Below are 16,413 nucleotides of genomic sequence, written 5' to 3' on the forward strand. Positions count from 1 at the left end.
GCGACAGTCTTTTTTAACTTTCCTAATATCCGCGCCGCCTGAAATAACAGGTGCATTAAGCGTAAGCAAAAAGCGGAATCAGGAGAGAGTGATGAATTACGGCTCGGCTTTATCAGTAACCATGGTGTTAACGTCTTTAGTGGCAACAACCCATTTATACGCTGAGGATCAGGTGCCACAGGCTGAAGATAAAGCACCACAGGCTGAAGATCAGGTGCTGAACGCAGAAGGTGAAGTGCCCCTTGGCTCGGTAACGGTTATTGGTGATGCGGCTTCTCAGTCGTCTTCGTTGGGCAGCACCCCGCTGTACCAGTTACCGCTGAATTCTTATGTGATTAATCGCTCTGATATTACGCGTCTGCAATTTGTTGATCCGGATGATGTGCTGGATCGGATTCCGGGTGAGACTCAGGTGCGTAATTTGCGCATTCCCGCCGGTGGCAAGGGGTACACCATTCCGATGGTGGACGGTATACCGCTGGAAAACCCGTATGAGGGAGCAACTCAGCGGCTGGACCGGGTAAACACCGCAGACATCGACAGCATTCAGGTGATTAAAGGGCCGTCGTCGGCACTCTATGGAAATAACGCTTTAGGTGGTGTGGTGAATGTGATCAGTCGTGAGCCTGCGCCGATTTCAGAAACCGAGGTGTGGACGGAAGCGGGTAATCTGGGTCGTCATCGCAGCGGGGTGAATACGTCAGGTACGGTGAACTCCGGTGCTGCTCAAGGGTTAGGGTATTTCTTCGACGCTAACCGCCAGCGATTAAACGGTTTACGTGACGGTGAAAAAGATAACCGTAATCAGTTCAGTGGCAAGTTGGTGTACGCGGTAGATCAGAAAACACGGATTCTGACCCGGCTGGAATATTTTAAACACGATCAGGAAACCCGGGGCGATTTAACCAAGCAACAATTAAAAGACGATAAAACCCAGGCGGCTGGTCTGAGTTCGGCCACGGAACTGAATCAGAAGTCTGCAGCGCTGAAGCTGGAGCATCGTAATCAGCAGCATTATCTGGATGCGGTGTTTGTGGTTCGCCAGAAAGACACCATTGGTTTATCGCGTTTTCGTGGCCCGCAGGATGCCGTGGATAAAAACTATCAGGGCCGGTTGTTATATAACTACGATTTTTCCCAAGCTCACAACAGCAATACGCTGCTGGCGAAGTCTGATCTGACGCTGGGTCTGGATAGTTATCGCGGTAAAAACGACGTAAAACAATATGATCGCAAAGACGTAAATTTAACCGGTGATGCTGACACATTTGATACGCAATTTTCGATTAATGCGTATTTTGCTCAATATCGGTTGCAGCCCACGGAGCAGTTAACGCTGACTGCGGGGGGGCGATACGAAGAGATTCGCCATGAATCGAGTATTTACGATAAAAAAGCGGAGTTTGAAAACTTTGCGCCCAAGCTGGGGCTGAATTACGCCATCAATAACAACCATATGTTATGGGCCAACATTGCTCAGGGTTTTTATGCGCCGGACAGTGATGATTTATTCGATAAAGATAACGGCAACCCGGATCTGAAGCAGGAAAAATCACTGGATATCGAGTTGGGCGTGCGTGGTATTAGCGGAGATTTTGTTTACGATACCGGTTTCTATCACAACCGTATTCGTGATTACCTGGTGACTCAGGAATTCGAAAAAGACGGTAACGAATTTGAACGGACCACCAACGCTGGTCAGGTAACGGTCAAGGGTATTGAAACCGTACTGGAATACGCTCCGGCCAGTGCCAATTGGCGCGCCGGATTTACCCACACCCTGGCGTACAATAAATACGACGATTTCGATAGCGTAAAAGGCGATTTTTCCGGTAACCGCATGAGTCGCTCGCCACTCAACCACGTTAACGTGCGCCTGGCCTGGTTGCCGGTTATTGGTTTAACCGCAGAACTGGAGGGCGATTTCTACAGCAGTTATTACAGCGACGATGCCAACAGCCGTGCCGGGAAATTTACCCGTGATGAACGTATTAATCTGCGGTTAACTTACGAAGTGCAGCAATGGCGCTTCTGGTTTAACGCGATGAACCTCACAGATACCTTGGAAGACCGCGCCAGTTATAGCCGTGGCAAGCTGAAATTCCGTACCGCGGCGGGTCGTAACTATTACGCCGGTGTTGGGTATCAGTTCTGATGCGGCCATTAATTAAATCCAAAGATCTGAATCGCTGGTTCTGGCGCTGGCATATTATTGCAGGCCTGGCGACACTGCCCATTGTGTTTTTGTTGTGTGTTACCGGCGTTATTTATCTGTTTAAGCAGGACTATATCGACTGGCGCTACCAGTCAGTGTTGCAGCTGCCAGCGGTGACAATCTCTGATGAAACCGTTAGCTACCAGCAGCAATTGGATAGGGTGCTGGTAGCCAGTAATCAGGCGGTAAAACAGGTGTATTTGCCACAACAGCCTGACCAGCCGCTGGGCTTCCGTCTGCTTGAAAAAGGTCATGCCCGGCACATGGTGTATACCAATCCGTATACGGGCGAAATTACCGGCGAAATCGATCAGAAAGATACCCTGATGTACGACATCCGTAAATTACACGGAGAGCTGTTGTTGCATAAGCCGGGCACTCTGACGGTTGAACTGGTAGCCAGCTGGTTTGTGGTGTTATTAATTACCGGCATGTATGTCTGGTGGCCGGCACGGCGCTTTTCTTCAGCGGGCTTTTTTACCATTCGCTTTAACCGTGGCAGTCGAATTCTCTGGCGCGATCTTCACGTGGTCTTCGGGTTTTGGATGTCGGTGATTATGTTGATCATTATTGCCGGTGCCATGCCCTGGACCGATGTTTTTGGTGGTGGTTTAAAGTGGGTGCAAAAACACACCGACAGCGGCTATCCGACAACCTGGCGTCGTGACTCGGGTTTGTTTTCAAACACAGACAATGGCCTGGCCTTTAATAAGTCGCCACTGACTCTGGATCAGATGGTTGAAGTGGCACAGCAGCAGGGACTGGCGGGTAAGTTAGTATTAACATTGCCGCAAAAAACGGATTCCGTTTTTACGCTACGTAATCGCGCTTTCTGGCTGGAAGATCAGCAGGTAATTCACTTTGATCAATATTCCGGTGAAATCGTAAAGCGTCATACCTGGGATGATGTGGGAATTCTGATGGAATTACGTCAGATATTTATGCGTTTGCATCAGGGGGAGTACGGCCGCTGGAACTGGTGGATCGTATTCATTGCCAGTGCATTATTTGCGTTAAGTACGTTGGCAGGATTAATCAGTTATTTGAAACGTAAACCCGAAGGCCGTTGGGGATTGCCTCAGGTACCGGAATCCTTCCGGGTCGGGCAGATTCTGTTGTTGCTGATTGCTGGTTTGGCAATCTTATTCCCGATGTTTGGTCTGAGCTGTGTTTTGCTGATCAGTGTCAGTTGGCTTGCTCAGCGGGCCAGCGCAGGTTTGGCTTAAATCAGGGCAGAGCCTGTTTGTACCAGGCTCTGCTGTTCTCTTCGTATCTCACTGTATCCAACATCCCGTTTATCTGACAGCTTGTTGGTCCCGCAGGGTTCTCTGTGGGATTTTATTTTTCTCTTGCAAAGGATTGGGGTCGCTGTTAAAAATATATACTTCACATGTGAAGTAGTTGCGAAGATGGATAAGAGATTCTTCTTTCTGATCAATATGGCCCAACATCGGATGTTTAAGTTTGCCGATGTGCAGTGTAAGGAGCGTCTGGGGTTGTCGGTCACCCAGGCGACGGCGCTGATTTTTATCGCCAAGAATGAAGGTTGTTTGCAGAAAGAGTTGGCGGCTGTAGTGGGGCAGAACCAGTCTGCGATTACTGGGTTGATCGGTCGTATGCAGAAAAACGATCTGATTGATCGGCGCGCCTGCGAAGAGGATGGTCGTGCTTCACGTTTGTATTTATCCGCTGAAGGGCAGTCAAAACTGTTGGAGGTTTTTCCTCTGATTAAAGAATTGAATCATAAAATCAGCGCTCAGTTCAGTGATGAAGAGCTGGAAACGGTCGCACGTTTTCTGAACGTAATGATTGACGATTTTAAGTATTAACCAAGCAACAATTAAGTAAAACCAAGCAGAGTAACAGAGCGAGAATAACAATGAGCCAGTATCTGAAAATGTTTAACCAGCTGGGTCCTGAGATGTTTTCTAAAGGCATCAGCCAGGTGGCGCCGTATTTTTCTACGATTGACCCGCATGTGGTTGATTTAAAGCCAGGTTATTGCGAAGTCTTTCTGAAGAAACAAACCAAGGTGCAAAATCATATTGGTACGGTACACGCCATTGCCATGTGTAATGCTGCGGAGCTGGCGGCGGGTGTTGTCACTGATGTGTCTGTGCCTGAAGGTGCGCGCTGGATTCCGCAGGGGATGACGGTGAAATATCTGGCTAAAGCGAAAACCGATTTAAAGGTGGTGAGTAACGTTGAAGATGTGGATTTCTCCCAGGGTGGTGAAATTCCGGTGCATGTTTCTGCATTTGATACCGAAGGCACAGAAGTGTTTTGTGCTGATATCACTATGAATGTGAAGTTGTCTTAATCTGATTATGCTGAACCGGCGGCTGTTTCTTGGGCTGTAATTCAGATATAAAAAAGCCGGAGATAAGTTGAATAATTCATCTCCGGCTTTTTTATTTAAGCTGTATCGATCAGGAATTACAGAATCTGATCGATCACTTTTTCTAGACGGCTAACCGCACCTTCAACATCGTGCAGTTTGTCCAGGCCGAATAAGCCGATACGGAAAGACTGGTAGTCGTCGCCTTCGTCACACATCAGTGGTACACCGGCTGCAGCCTGCATGCCTTGAGCAGCGAATTTTTTGCCGCTCTGCATTTCACCGTCGGTGGTGTAGTTAACCACTACGCCTGGGGCTTTAAAGCCTTCTGCGGCAACGCTCTTAATACCTTTGCTTTCCAGCATTTCGCGTACACGTTTGCCCAGCTCTAGCTGCTCTTCGCGTACTTTGTCGAAACCGTATTCTTTGGTTTCCATCATGGTATCGCGGAATTTAGTCAGGGCATCGGTTGGCATGGTGGCGTGGTAAGCATGGCCGCCGTTTTCGTAGGCTTGCATGATCATGTGCCATTGCTTCAGGTTGGCTGCGAAGCTGGTACTGGTGGTATTTTCCATTGTATCCAGAGCGGCCTGGTTCATCATCACCAGAGCGGCACACGGAGAAGAGCTCCAGCCTTTTTGTGGCGCGCTGATTAATACGTCAACGCCGATGGCTTTCATATCAACCCACAGCGTACCGGAAGCAACACAGTCCAGAACGAATAAACCACCCACCGAATGAACAGCGTCAGCAACGGCTTTCAGGTAGTCGTCTGGCAGAATCATGCCGGACGCAGTTTCTACATGTGGCGCGAATACCATTTCAGGCTTTTCAGCTTTAATGGTGGCAACCACTTCGTCGATTGGAGCCGGAGCGAAAGGTGCTTGTGGGCCTTCTTCGATGCGCTTGGCTTTTAATACGGTGCTGGAAGCCGGAATGTTGGCCATCTCAAAGATCTGAGTCCAGCGGTAGCTGAACCAGCCGTTACGGATAACCAGAGTCTTTTTGTCCTGGGCGAACTGACGAGCAACCGCTTCCATACCATAGGTGCCGCCACCAGGCACTACAACCACAGCATCAGCGTTATAAACTGATTTCAGAGTGGAAGAGATATCGTTCATTACAGTCTGGAACTGTTGTGACATGTGGTTCAGAGAGCGATCGGTAAATACAACGGAATATTCTAATAAGCCGTTTGGATCCAGATCCGGAAGTAAGCCAGCCATGCTGTCTCCTGCAAATTGGTAAAAATAAAAACGAAAAGTTTAGTCGATTAGATAATAAAAGCCTGCACGGGTAAAGCGTGCAGGCGGGAACGACCTTATCCAGAGAGCGTTCCAGTAATAACGAGATCCGCTTATTCGCCGCTGCGTGCGCCCGGAGCCTTCTTCGGTTGAGCGTCAATGCTTTCGCAATTAACGTCGATGGAATCCGGCGACATCAGGTACATATACAGCGGCATAATTTCATCCGCTTCCGGAACGCTGTGTGGATGTTCGTTCGGATAGGCTGAAGCGCGCATTTGTGTGCGGGTACCGCCCGGGTTAATACAGTTCACGCGTACATCGGAGGTGTTCTCCAGTTCTTCTGCGAGAACCTGCATCAGACCTTCGGTGGCAAATTTCGATACCGAATAAGCACCCCAATAAGCACGGCCTTTACGGCCCACGCTGGAGGTGGTGAAAATAACCGCAGCATCGTTGGGTGCCTGGCGCAGCAGTGGAATCAGGTGCTTCATCAATACGAACTGGCCATTCACATTAATCTGCATCACTTTTTGCCAGGTGTTCCAGTCGTAATTGTCCAACGGGGTACGTTGACCGAGAACGCCGGCGTTTAATAATACGCCGTCTAAGTGGTTGAAGTTTTCTTCAATTAAATTCGCCAGTTCGCGGAATTTATCTTCGTCACTTTCTTCTAAATCGAATGGCAGTACTGCAGGCTGAGGCAGGTTTTCTGCTTCAATTAAATCGTAGGTGTCGTTTAATGCTTCCTGAGTACGACCCAGCAGCAGAACAGTTGCCCCGGCACGAGCGTAAGTTAACGCAGCGGTGCGGCCAATGCCGTAACCCGCACCCGTCACCAGAATGACGCGGCCTTTTAAAACCTGTTCTTGTTGTGCCTGTGCAACAGGCTTTAATTGGCTAATATCGATCATTGTGCTTGCTTCGTAATTTAAATATTTGATCGGGCTGCAACATCAGAATATTTTTCCCGCCGGATCGGTGGGCCATCCATGGCCCTCGATCCTACCGCGACATCCTGTCGCTGCTCAGAAAAACATTCCGACGCTACAACCCTCTTATTTGGGTTAAAGCTTAATGAAGCTTAAGAGTTTCTCGGGCGTTTCAATAATGGCATCCGCCTGCCAGTTCTCAGCGCTATCGTCCGCTTCGATATAACCGAAGCTGGCTGCCAGGGTGAACATCTCAGCGGCTTTGCCTGCTTGTATGTCGCGGATATGATCGCCAACGTACCAGCATTGCTCGGCTTTCAGACCCAAGATTTCTGCGGCTTTTAATAGTGGTTCCGGATCAGGCTTTGCTTTGGAAACGTCATCCGGGCAAATCACCACATCACACTGAATATTCAGTTTCTTTAATAGCTCGTCGGTGTAAAGGCGGGGCTTGTTGGTCACAATACCCCAGCGAATTTCCTGTTTTTCCAGCTCAGCAATGACTGTCTCAAAACCCGGGAAATAGCCACTTAGTGTGCCGATATTGTCGAAGTAGCGATCCAGTAATTGCTGACGGTGCTCAATAAAAACACTGGAAGCTGTCGCTAAATCACGACCGGCCTGATCCGGATAGTCAAAGGCGATACGGGTGAGGGCAGAGCCGCCGTTAGAAACCTGCTCGCGGATTTTTTCGTCCGCCAGTTCTGGTTTGCCCTGATCTTTACGCAGGCCATTAACCACAGCAAAAAAGTCCGGGGCGGTATCAACCAGGGTGCCGTCTAAATCGAATAAGATTGCCTCAGGTTTCATGCGAGAAGGTGTCATTCCGCTTTTTCCGTGGCCATCAGATAGTTAACATCGACATCATTATCTTTCAGGCTGTAAATCTTAGTGATTGGGTTATAAACCATACCCGTCATATCGGTAACGGCTAAACCGGCTTCACGACACCAGCGGGTCATTTCGCTTGGCTTAATAAACTTGTGATAATCGTGGGTGCCTGTTGGAACCAGGCGCAGTAAATATTCTGCACCAATAATCGCGAAGGCATAAGATTTCGGATTGCGGTTAATGGTGGAGAAAATCACCTTGCCGCCAGGCTTAACCAGTTTGTGGCACGCTTTAATAATGGAAAGCGGATCTGGAACGTGTTCCAGCATTTCCAGGCAGGTCACCACGTCAAAGGATTCCGGCTGTTGTTCTGCCAGTTCTTCTACCGGGATACATTGGTAGTCCACTTTTACGCCGCTTTCTAACGCATGCAGTTTCGCGGTGTTCAGATTAGCCTGACCCATGTCGATACCGGTAACATCAGCACCACGTTGAGCCATCGCTTCTGACAGAATGCCACCGCCGCAGCCGACATCCAGCACCTTTTTGCCAGCCAGATGAGCGATGCGATCGACGTAATTAGTCCGCAGTGGGTTAATTTCGTGAAGCGGTTTAAATTCGCTTTCCAGGTCCCACCAACGAGTGGCCAGAGCTTCAAATTTAGCGATTTCTGCGCTGTCTACATTCTGCGCTTTTTCAGTGCTCATATCTTTTCCCTAATTCTCAGGAATAAGTCGCCGGAGTAATTAAGCCGCCGGGAACATATCTTCAGAGTTTAAAGCAGAGACTTTTTCGAGAGCAGCAACAGGATGTTGCGATCGCCCGGCAGGTACATGGACGTGCCTTCTGGGCGACGGTAGAAAAAGTGTCTGCTTTGAACTCCTTAAATTAATTTTAATTTTGCGAAATTTTCTTCTGCCACTGCACTGCATTGGCAATTAACTGTTCTTCATCCAGGCCGCTGGCTTCGCTTAACTGGCCTTTTTCCAACAAGGCTTTGCCTTCAACCCAAACGTACTCGGTGGCACGACTCGAATCGGTATAAACCAGCTGCGAAATTGGATCGTACAGTGGGTTCTGGCCCAGCTGAGATAAATTCACTGCCTGCATGTCAGCCCACTTGCCAACGTCCAGCGAACCAACCTGGTCATCAATGCCCAAAGATTTGGCGCTGCCAATGGTGGCCATTTCCAAAGCCTGCCAGGCGGGCAGGGCTGCGGCATCTTCAGCGACGGCTTTGGCCAGCATTGCGGCAGTTTTCATTTCGCCCTGAATATTTAAATCGTTATTGCTGGCGGCACCGTCGGTTCCCAAACCTAAATTAATGCCATTGCTTAACAGCTTGGCGGTTGGGCAAAAACCACTGGCCAGTTTTAAGTTGGATTCCGGACAATGCACAACCGAAGCGCCGGTTTGTTTCAGAATCTGAATATCGTCGTCAGAAATCTGCGTCATATGCACGCAGCTGACACGCTCGGTTAAAAAACCTAAGTCGGCTAAACGCTGAGTTGGACGTTTGCCTTTTTCTTCCAGGCTTTGTGCGACTTCAAAAGCGGTTTCGTGCAAATGAATCTGAACCGGAATATCCAGCTGATCTGCCAGTGTGGTGACTTCTTTTAATGGCGCATCGGAAACGGTATATGGGGCGTGTGGCCCAAGACCCAGCGTAATACGCGGTTGGTTGTGATAGTGCTTGTGTGCAGCGACGGCTTTTTCAATGTAGTCGTCGGCGTTCTGAGCAAAGTTCGTCGGGAAATCCAGAATCGGCGTAAAGCTGACATTACGGATGCCGGATTCGACCGCCGCTTGTGCGCCTTGATGCGGATAGAAATACATATCGGAATAGGTGGTCGTGCCACACTTCAGCATTTCTGCAATAGCTAAACGTGTGCCGTCCAGAACAAACTCACCGGTTGTCCATTTGGCTTCCGCAGGCCAGATGTGTTCGTTTAACCAGGTCATTAGCGGCAGGTCATCGGCCAAACCACGGAATAATGACATCGCTGCATGGCCGTGGGCGTTCACATAGCCTGGCAATAAAATATGGTCATTTAACTCAACAACCTGATCAGCTTCATGGCTGGTGGCTTGTTGATCCTGAATGGCCAGAATCTTACCGTCTTTCACAAATACCGCCTGGTTGTGCAGTACGGTGCGGCTGTGGGATGCACTTAATGGTGCGACCCAGCGTGCGTTAATCTGAATATCGGCCTGCATGTATCAGGGTTCCGGATCTGCTAATCAAAGTGGTGGGAGAGTATATCCGATTTTTACCAATCTCTCAGAGCTTGTTGTGGCTCTGGAGGAAAGGAATTTTCTGTCTGTTTTTTGAGCGATTTAGACAGGTGTCTGAAAGCAAAAATCGCTGAGAGCGCGATACAGGAGCTCTCAGCGGGTATTTCCTTGTTTTTCTTCGGTTTTTGGTTGGCAACTGTGATATGCTCCGATGCTTTGTATTTAACGTTCAAGCAGAGCGTTAACCCTTTAAAAAGGAACAGGTCGGATATCTATGGGTGAGTTAGCCAAAGAAGTACTGCCAATTAACATTGAGGACGAGCTGCAGCAGTCGTACCTTGATTATGCCATGAGCGTAATTGTTGGCCGTGCATTACCAGACGTGCGTGACGGTTTAAAACCGGTACACCGTCGTGTGTTACATGCCATGAACGTACTGGGCAATGACTGGAATAAGCCGTACAAAAAATCCGCCCGTGTGGTGGGTGACGTAATCGGTAAATACCACCCTCACGGTGACTCTGCGGTATACGACACCATCGTGCGTATGGCTCAGGACTTCTCCATGCGTTATATGATGGTGGATGGTCAGGGTAACTTTGGTTCGATCGACGGCGACTCTGCGGCGGCGATGCGTTATACCGAAGTACGTATGGCGAAAATCAGCCATAGCATGCTGGGTGATATTGAAAAAGAAACCGTTGATTGGGTGCCAAACTACGATGGTACTGAGCAGATTCCGGAAGTACTGCCGACCCGTATTCCGAACCTGCTGGTAAACGGTTCTTCTGGTATTGCTGTTGGTATGGCAACCAATATTCCTCCTCATAACATCACCGAAGTACTGAACGGTACGCTGGCGCTGATCGACAATCCGGATCTGGATGTTGATGGCCTGATGGAATATATCCCGGGCCCGGATTTCCCAACCGGTGCATTCATTAATGGTCGTGACGGTATTGTTGATGCGTACCGTACCGGTCGTGGCCGTATCTATATGCGTGCCAAGCACCACTTCGAAGAAAACGAAAAGAACGACAAAGTTTCGATCATTTTCACCGAAATTCCTTACCAGGTGAATAAAGCTCGTCTAATTGAGAAAATCGCCGAGCTGGTCAAAGACAAAAAAATCGAAGGCATTACCGAGCTGCGTGATGAATCCGATAAAGACGGTATGCGTATCGTTGTGGAATTGCGTCGTGGCGAAATGCCGGAAGTGGTTCTGAACAATCTGTTTGCACAAACCCAGCTGCAAACGGTCTTTGGTATTAACACCGTTGCACTGGTGGATGGTCAGCCACGTACGCTGAACCTTAAAGAGCTGCTGGATGCCTTTGTTAAACACCGTCGTGAAGTGGTGACTCGTCGTACCATTTTCGAACTGCGTAAAGCCCGTGAGCGTGGTCATATTCTCGAAGGTCTGGCATTAGCGCTGGCGAATATCGATCCGGTAATCGAACTGATCAAACGCTCTCCAACGGCTGCCGAAGCAAAAGAAGCATTGATCAACACCGCCTGGGAGCCGGGTGATGTGTCTGACATGCTGGAGCGTGCCGGTGAAGATGCCTGTCGTCCGGATGACCTGCCAGAGCAGTATGGTTTCCGTGACGGTCGTTATTACTTATCTCCGGTTCAGGCTCAGGCGATTCTGGATTTGCGTCTGCAAAAACTGACCGGCCTTGAGCACGAAAAACTGATCGAAGAATATCAGGTTAAATTAGCGGAAATTGCTGAGTATCTGGAAATCCTGGGTAGCGCTGAGCGTTTGATGCAGGTTATTCGTGAAGAATTAGAAGCGATTCGTGAAGAATACGGCGATGACCGTCGTACTGAAATTATCGCGCAAAAACGTGATCTGACCATGGCGGATCTGATTCCGGAAGAAGATCTGGTTCTGACTCTGTCTCACGGTGGTTACGCCAAAACTCAACCGATGGATACCTACCAGGCGCAGCGTCGCGGTGGTAAAGGTAAGTCGGCGACTTCGGTGAAAGACGAAGATTTTGTTGAGCATTTATTGGTGGTGAACAGCCACGATACCGTGTTGTGTTTCACCGATGCCGGTAAAGTCTATTGGTTAACCGTTTACGATATTCCGCAAGCGGGCCGTAACGCCAAAGGTCGTCCGATTGTTAACGTGTTGAATTTATCCGAAGAAGGCGAGCGAATTACCGCAATTCTGCCGGTGGATGAATACAGCGCTGATCGTTATGTATTTATGGCGACTTCTAAAGGCACGGTTAAGAAAACCTCTCTGGATCAGTTCTCACGTCCACGTTCTACAGGCCTGATTGCCTGTGAACTGGATGATGGTGATCACCTTGTTGGCGTTGCCATTACTGATGGCTCGAAAGACATTCTGATGATGTCAGATGCTGGTAAGGCAGTACGTTTCAGCGAAGAAGCGGTTCGTCCAATGGGTCGTACCGCACGTGGTGTTCGTGGTATCAAGCTTGCCGATGATCAGAATGTAATCTCTCTGATTATTCCGGAAGAAGGCGGCACCATTCTGACGGCTTCTGAGCGTGGTTTCGGTAAGCGTACTGCGGTAACTGAATTCCCAACCAAAGGCCGTGGCACTCAGGGTGTTATCGCTATGGTAACCAGCGAGCGTAATGGTTCTCTGGTGGGTGCTGTTCAGGTATTCGAAAACGACGAAGTGATGCTGGTTTCTGACCAGGGCACATTGGTTCGTACCCGCGTTAATGAGGTTTCTCAATTGGGCCGTAATACTCAGGGTGTGACTCTGATTAAAGTGTCTGAAAAAGAGAAGCTGGTGGGTGTTGAGCGTATTTGTGATGCTGACGAAGATGAAGAAAATCTGGATGCTGAAAATGCAGAGGGTGTAGAAAATACTCCTGATATTGAAAGCAATGGCGATGCTGAAGGCGATGCGCCAGTCGCTGAGTAAGCATCCGAAAAACACCCGCAACAGCGGGTGTTTTCTTCTTGTGAAAAAATTTATACAAACAAACTATTTGTAGATCGAGCATATGACCCGAGCATTTAATTTTTGTGCAGGCCCGGCGGCTTTGCCAACAGCAGTTTTAGAACGCGCTCAGCAGGAAATGGCAGACTGGCATGGCAAGGGCCTGTCCATTATGGAAATGAGCCACCGTAGCAAAGAGTTTGTTTCTGTTGCTGAAAAAGCCGAGCAGGATCTGCGCGACTTAATGCAGATTCCGGATAACTACAAAGTTCTGTTTATGCAGGGCGGTGCCAGCAGTCAGTTCGCGATGATTCCGATGAACCTGCTACGCGGCAAGTCGAAAGCTGACTACATTAATACCGGTCAATGGTCTAAAAAAGCGATTGCTGAAGCCAAACGTTATTGCGACGTCAATATTGCAGCGACGACCGAAGACAATGGTTTTTCTTCTGCGCCAACCCAGGATGAGCTGAATTTATCCGCTGATGCGGCTTACGTTCATTACTGCCCGAACGAAACCATTGGTGGCGTGAAGTTCGATTATATTCCGGAAACTGGCGATGTGCCGCTGGTGGCGGATTTTTCTTCGGCCATTCTTTCGGAAGAAGTAGATGTTTCTAAGTTCGGTATGATTTACGCCGGCGCTCAGAAAAACATCGGCCCTGCTGGTCTGTGTGTCGTTATTATTCGCGAAGATTTATTAGGCGAAACAATTGAAGGCACACCAACCATGTTTAATTACAAGGTTGCTGCTGACAATGGCTCTATGTACAACACACCACCAAGCTATAGCTGGTACCTGGCTGGTCTGGTGTTTGAGTGGTTAAAAGAGCAGGGTGGCGTTGCTGCTATGGCTGAAGTTAATCAGCGCAAAGCTCAGAAGTTGTACGATTATATCGATGGCAGTGGTTTTTATGCTAACCCGGTTGCTAAAAACAATCGCTCGATCATGAATGTACCTTTCACGCTGAAAGATGATGCGCTGGATAAAACCTTCCTGGCAGAAAGCGAAGCGGCAGGTTTGTTAAATCTGGCAGGTCACCGCAGTGTTGGTGGTATGCGCGCAAGTATTTATAACGCAGTGCCGGAAGCTGGCGTGGATGCGTTAATTGAATTTATGGCTGAGTTTGCGGCTAAAAATTCATAGATTTAAATTAAAGAAATTTTAGCTCCTAGTCATATTGTTCTTCAAAAGCAGCGACAGGATGTCGCGTTAGGATCAAGGCACATGGACGTGACACTGATCCGGCGGCTGAAGAATTATATGGCTGGTGGCGAATAATCAGATAAATATTGGCGAGAAAGGTGGGCTGTTATTCGGCCGCACTCATCACAAGGAGCGTCCCTGCATCCTTTGATGAGCACGCAACATCCATGTTGCTGCTATGAAAAACAGACCATCTTCCTCTGCCTGGATGGGATTGGAAGCGGCATGAGCGAAACCGTCTTGGGTGAACAGCAGGAACTTGAGGTTTTACGTAATAAAATCGATAGCCTGGATAAAGAAATCCATAAGCTGATTAATGAGCGCGCACGCTGTGCTCAGGAAGTCGCAGAGGTAAAACAAAAATACGCCGCTCCTGGTGAGCATGTGGTGTTTTACCGTCCTGAGCGTGAAGCTCAGGTCTTGCGTAAAGTCATGGATCGTAATGAAGGCCCGCTGGCTGATGAGTCAATGGCACGTTTATTCCGCGAGATTATGTCTCAGTGCCTGGCGTTAGAAGAGCCTTTAAACGTGGCGTATTTAGGCCCGGAAGGTACCTTTACTCAGCAAGCGGCAGTGAAGCACTTTGGTCATGCTGTTCAGTGTACTGGTCAGGTTTCTATTGCTGATGTGTTTCGTGAAGTAGAAAGCGGTAATGCGAACTACGGCGTTGTTCCGGTGGAGAATTCGACTGAAGGTGTCGTAACTCATACGCTGGATACCTTTGTTCATTCCAATCTGAATATCTGCGGCGAAGTTGCTCTGCGCATTCACCATCATTTGCTGGTCAAAGAAAGCGAAACAGAAAGTGAGATTAAAAAGATTTATTCTCACGCCCAGTCACTGGGTCAGTGTCGTTTATGGTTGGATCAGAATTATCCGAACGTAGAGCGTATTCCGGTGAGCTCAAATGCCGAAGCGGCTAAGCGCGCAGCACAAGAGCCAGCTGCAGCTGCTATTGCTTCAGAGGCCGCGGCGGAGTTGTACGATCTGGTGATGAAAAATGCCAAGATCGAAGATCGTCCGGATAACACCACGCGTTTCCTGATTATTGGTCCGCAAAAAACCATGGCTTCTGGCGAAGACAAAACCTCAATTCTGGTGTCCAGCCGCAATCAGCCAGGTGCTTTATATCAGGTGCTGGAGCCGTTCCATCAGGCGGGCATCAGCATGACTCGTATTGAGAGTCGTCCTTCTGAATCTGGTACCTGGAATTACGTATTCTTTATTGATTTTGAAGGCCATGCAGACGACGCGCATATCGCACCAGTGCTGGAAAATCTGCGCAATATCTCTGTTGATTTTAAATGTCTGGGTTCTTACCCAAAAGCGGTGCTTTAAATTATGACTACAGATTACAAAAGTCAGGCGGTTGAAGGTGTTCAGAGTTTGCGCCCGTATCAGCCAGGTAAGCCAATTGATGAGCTGGCGCGCGAGCTGGGTTTAAACGAGAAAGACATTGTTAAACTGGCCAGTAACGAAAGCCCGGTCGGTCCAAGCCCTAAAGCGCTGGCGGCAATTCAGGGTGAGTTGGAAGAATTAACCCGTTACCCGGATGGTGCAGGATTTGAACTTAAAAAAGTTCTGTGTGAAAAACTGAATATTCAGCCAGAGCAAATCACGCTGGGTAATGGTTCGTCCGATATTTTAGATTTTATCACTCGTGTGTTTGTGAATGACGGCGACAATATTGTTGTTTCTCAGCATGCGTTTGCGATCTACGGTTTGGTAGCAAAAATGGTGGGGGCAGAAACCATTGCTGCTCCAGCTAATAATTTTGCTCACGATCTGGATGCCATGCTGGCTGCCATTAACGATAAAACCCGTATCGTGTTTGTGACCAATCCAAATAACCCTACCGGTACCTGGATTACAAAAGGCGAGCTGATTGCGTTCTTGGATAAAGTGCCAAAGCGTGTTCTGGTGTTGTTGGACGAAGCGTACTTCGAGTACGTAGATGAAGCTGACTATCCGAACGGCATTGAACTGTTAAGCCGGTATCCAAACCTGGTTGTCACTCGCACTTTCTCAAAGGCCTACGGCCTGGCATCGATGCGCGTGGGTTATGGTGTATCCAGTCCGGAAATTGCCGATTTATTAAACCGTGTGCGTCCGCCGTTTAACGTGAATTCGTTTGCATTAGCCGCTGCAAAAGCAGCTGTATTGGATGAAGACTACGTTGCTGAAAGCATTGCGGTAAATAACAACGGCATGGCTTATCTTGAAGGTGAGTTTAACCGTTTGGGTCTGGATTTTATTCCTTCGGTTGGTAACTTTATCAGCGTGAAAATGCCAGTCGGTGTTGATGCGATGGCGGTGAACGATGGCCTTCTGCGAGAAGGGGTTATTATTCGCCCGGTGGCCAATTACGAAATGCCGGAATATCTGCGCGTTTCTATTGGTATTGCAAAAGAAAACCAGGCCTTTGTTGCTGCATTAGAAAAAGTGTTAGCTCAGGTGAAAGCCGAGCAGGTGAACGCTTGAG

General features: G+C 48.6%; 13 protein-coding genes. 8 read left to right on the plus strand and 5 right to left on the minus strand.

Going from position 1 to position 16,413, the window contains the following annotated elements:
- The first annotated feature begins 91 nt into the window (after positions 1 to 91).
- From ACOQOZ_RS21810 to ACOQOZ_RS21825, 4 genes are all read left to right on the plus strand, one after another.
- Positions 92 to 2,155, plus strand: a complete 2,064-nt coding sequence (locus tag ACOQOZ_RS21810; protein WP_420590263.1) for a TonB-dependent receptor family protein — start codon at positions 92 to 94, stop codon at positions 2,153 to 2,155.
- A complete protein-coding gene (locus ACOQOZ_RS21815; protein WP_420590264.1) occupies positions 2,155 to 3,441 on the plus strand; it encodes a PepSY-associated TM helix domain-containing protein in 1,287 nt (428 codons plus the stop codon). Before ACOQOZ_RS21810 ends, ACOQOZ_RS21815 begins: the two co-directional genes overlap by 1 nt.
- Positions 3,442 to 3,624: 183 nt before the next feature.
- On the plus strand, positions 3,625 to 4,044 hold the full coding sequence (locus tag ACOQOZ_RS21820; RefSeq protein ID WP_420590265.1) for a MarR family winged helix-turn-helix transcriptional regulator: 420 nt from the start codon (positions 3,625 to 3,627) through the stop codon (positions 4,042 to 4,044).
- Between the two features lie 50 nt (positions 4,045 to 4,094).
- Entirely contained in the window at positions 4,095 to 4,535 is a 441-nt protein-coding gene (locus tag ACOQOZ_RS21825) for a hotdog fold domain-containing protein (RefSeq protein WP_420590266.1), read from the plus strand.
- A 116-nt stretch (positions 4,536 to 4,651) separates the two neighbouring features.
- On the opposite strand, the gene ACOQOZ_RS21830 is transcribed toward ACOQOZ_RS21825, so the two are convergent.
- From ACOQOZ_RS21830 to ACOQOZ_RS21850, 5 genes are all read right to left on the minus strand, one after another.
- Entirely contained in the window at positions 4,652 to 5,779 is a 1,128-nt protein-coding gene (locus ACOQOZ_RS21830) for an aminotransferase class V-fold PLP-dependent enzyme (RefSeq protein WP_420590267.1), read from the minus strand.
- 131 nt (positions 5,780 to 5,910) lie between these two features.
- Positions 5,911 to 6,711 (minus strand): YciK family oxidoreductase, encoded by an 801-nt coding sequence (locus ACOQOZ_RS21835; protein WP_420590268.1) that lies wholly within the window; start codon positions 6,709 to 6,711, stop codon positions 5,911 to 5,913.
- 153 nt (positions 6,712 to 6,864) lie between these two features.
- Positions 6,865 to 7,554 carry an HAD family hydrolase gene (locus ACOQOZ_RS21840; protein WP_420590269.1) on the minus strand — a complete coding sequence of 230 codons (690 nt, stop codon included), beginning with the start codon at positions 7,552 to 7,554 and terminating at the stop codon, positions 6,865 to 6,867.
- On the minus strand, positions 7,551 to 8,267 hold the full coding sequence (ubiG, locus tag ACOQOZ_RS21845; RefSeq protein ID WP_420590270.1) for a bifunctional 2-polyprenyl-6-hydroxyphenol methylase/3-demethylubiquinol 3-O-methyltransferase UbiG: 717 nt from the start codon (positions 8,265 to 8,267) through the stop codon (positions 7,551 to 7,553). Before ubiG ends, ACOQOZ_RS21840 begins: the two co-directional genes overlap by 4 nt.
- Before the next feature lie 187 nt (positions 8,268 to 8,454).
- Complete coding sequence (locus ACOQOZ_RS21850) at positions 8,455 to 9,777, minus strand: TRZ/ATZ family hydrolase (RefSeq protein WP_420590271.1); 1,323 nt, start codon at positions 9,775 to 9,777, stop codon at positions 8,455 to 8,457.
- Between the two features lie 292 nt (positions 9,778 to 10,069).
- Between ACOQOZ_RS21850 and gyrA the strand changes: the two genes are divergently transcribed.
- The 4 genes from gyrA to hisC all read left to right on the plus strand — a co-directional run bounded on the left by gyrA (position 10,070) and on the right by hisC (position 16,412).
- Positions 10,070 to 12,706: a DNA gyrase subunit A gene (gyrA, locus tag ACOQOZ_RS21855; protein ID WP_420590272.1), complete on the plus strand. Its 2,637-nt coding sequence runs from the start codon at positions 10,070 to 10,072 to the stop codon at positions 12,704 to 12,706.
- A gap of 82 nt (positions 12,707 to 12,788) precedes the next feature.
- Positions 12,789 to 13,871 (plus strand): 3-phosphoserine/phosphohydroxythreonine transaminase, encoded by a 1,083-nt coding sequence (gene serC, locus ACOQOZ_RS21860; RefSeq protein WP_420590273.1) that lies wholly within the window; start codon positions 12,789 to 12,791, stop codon positions 13,869 to 13,871.
- A gap of 285 nt (positions 13,872 to 14,156) precedes the next feature.
- Entirely contained in the window at positions 14,157 to 15,269 is a 1,113-nt protein-coding gene (pheA, locus tag ACOQOZ_RS21865) for a prephenate dehydratase (protein WP_420590274.1), read from the plus strand.
- A gap of 3 nt (positions 15,270 to 15,272) precedes the next feature.
- The gene (hisC, locus tag ACOQOZ_RS21870; protein WP_420590275.1) at positions 15,273 to 16,412 is read left to right on the plus strand and encodes a histidinol-phosphate transaminase; all 1,140 of its coding nucleotides are present in this window, start codon (positions 15,273 to 15,275) and stop codon (positions 16,410 to 16,412) included.
- Position 16,413 lies beyond the last annotated feature (1 nt).

Source organism: Bacterioplanoides sp. (assembly GCF_965219715.1).
In the GTDB taxonomy this organism is placed as follows: domain Bacteria; phylum Pseudomonadota; class Gammaproteobacteria; order Pseudomonadales; family Oceanobacteraceae; genus Bacterioplanoides.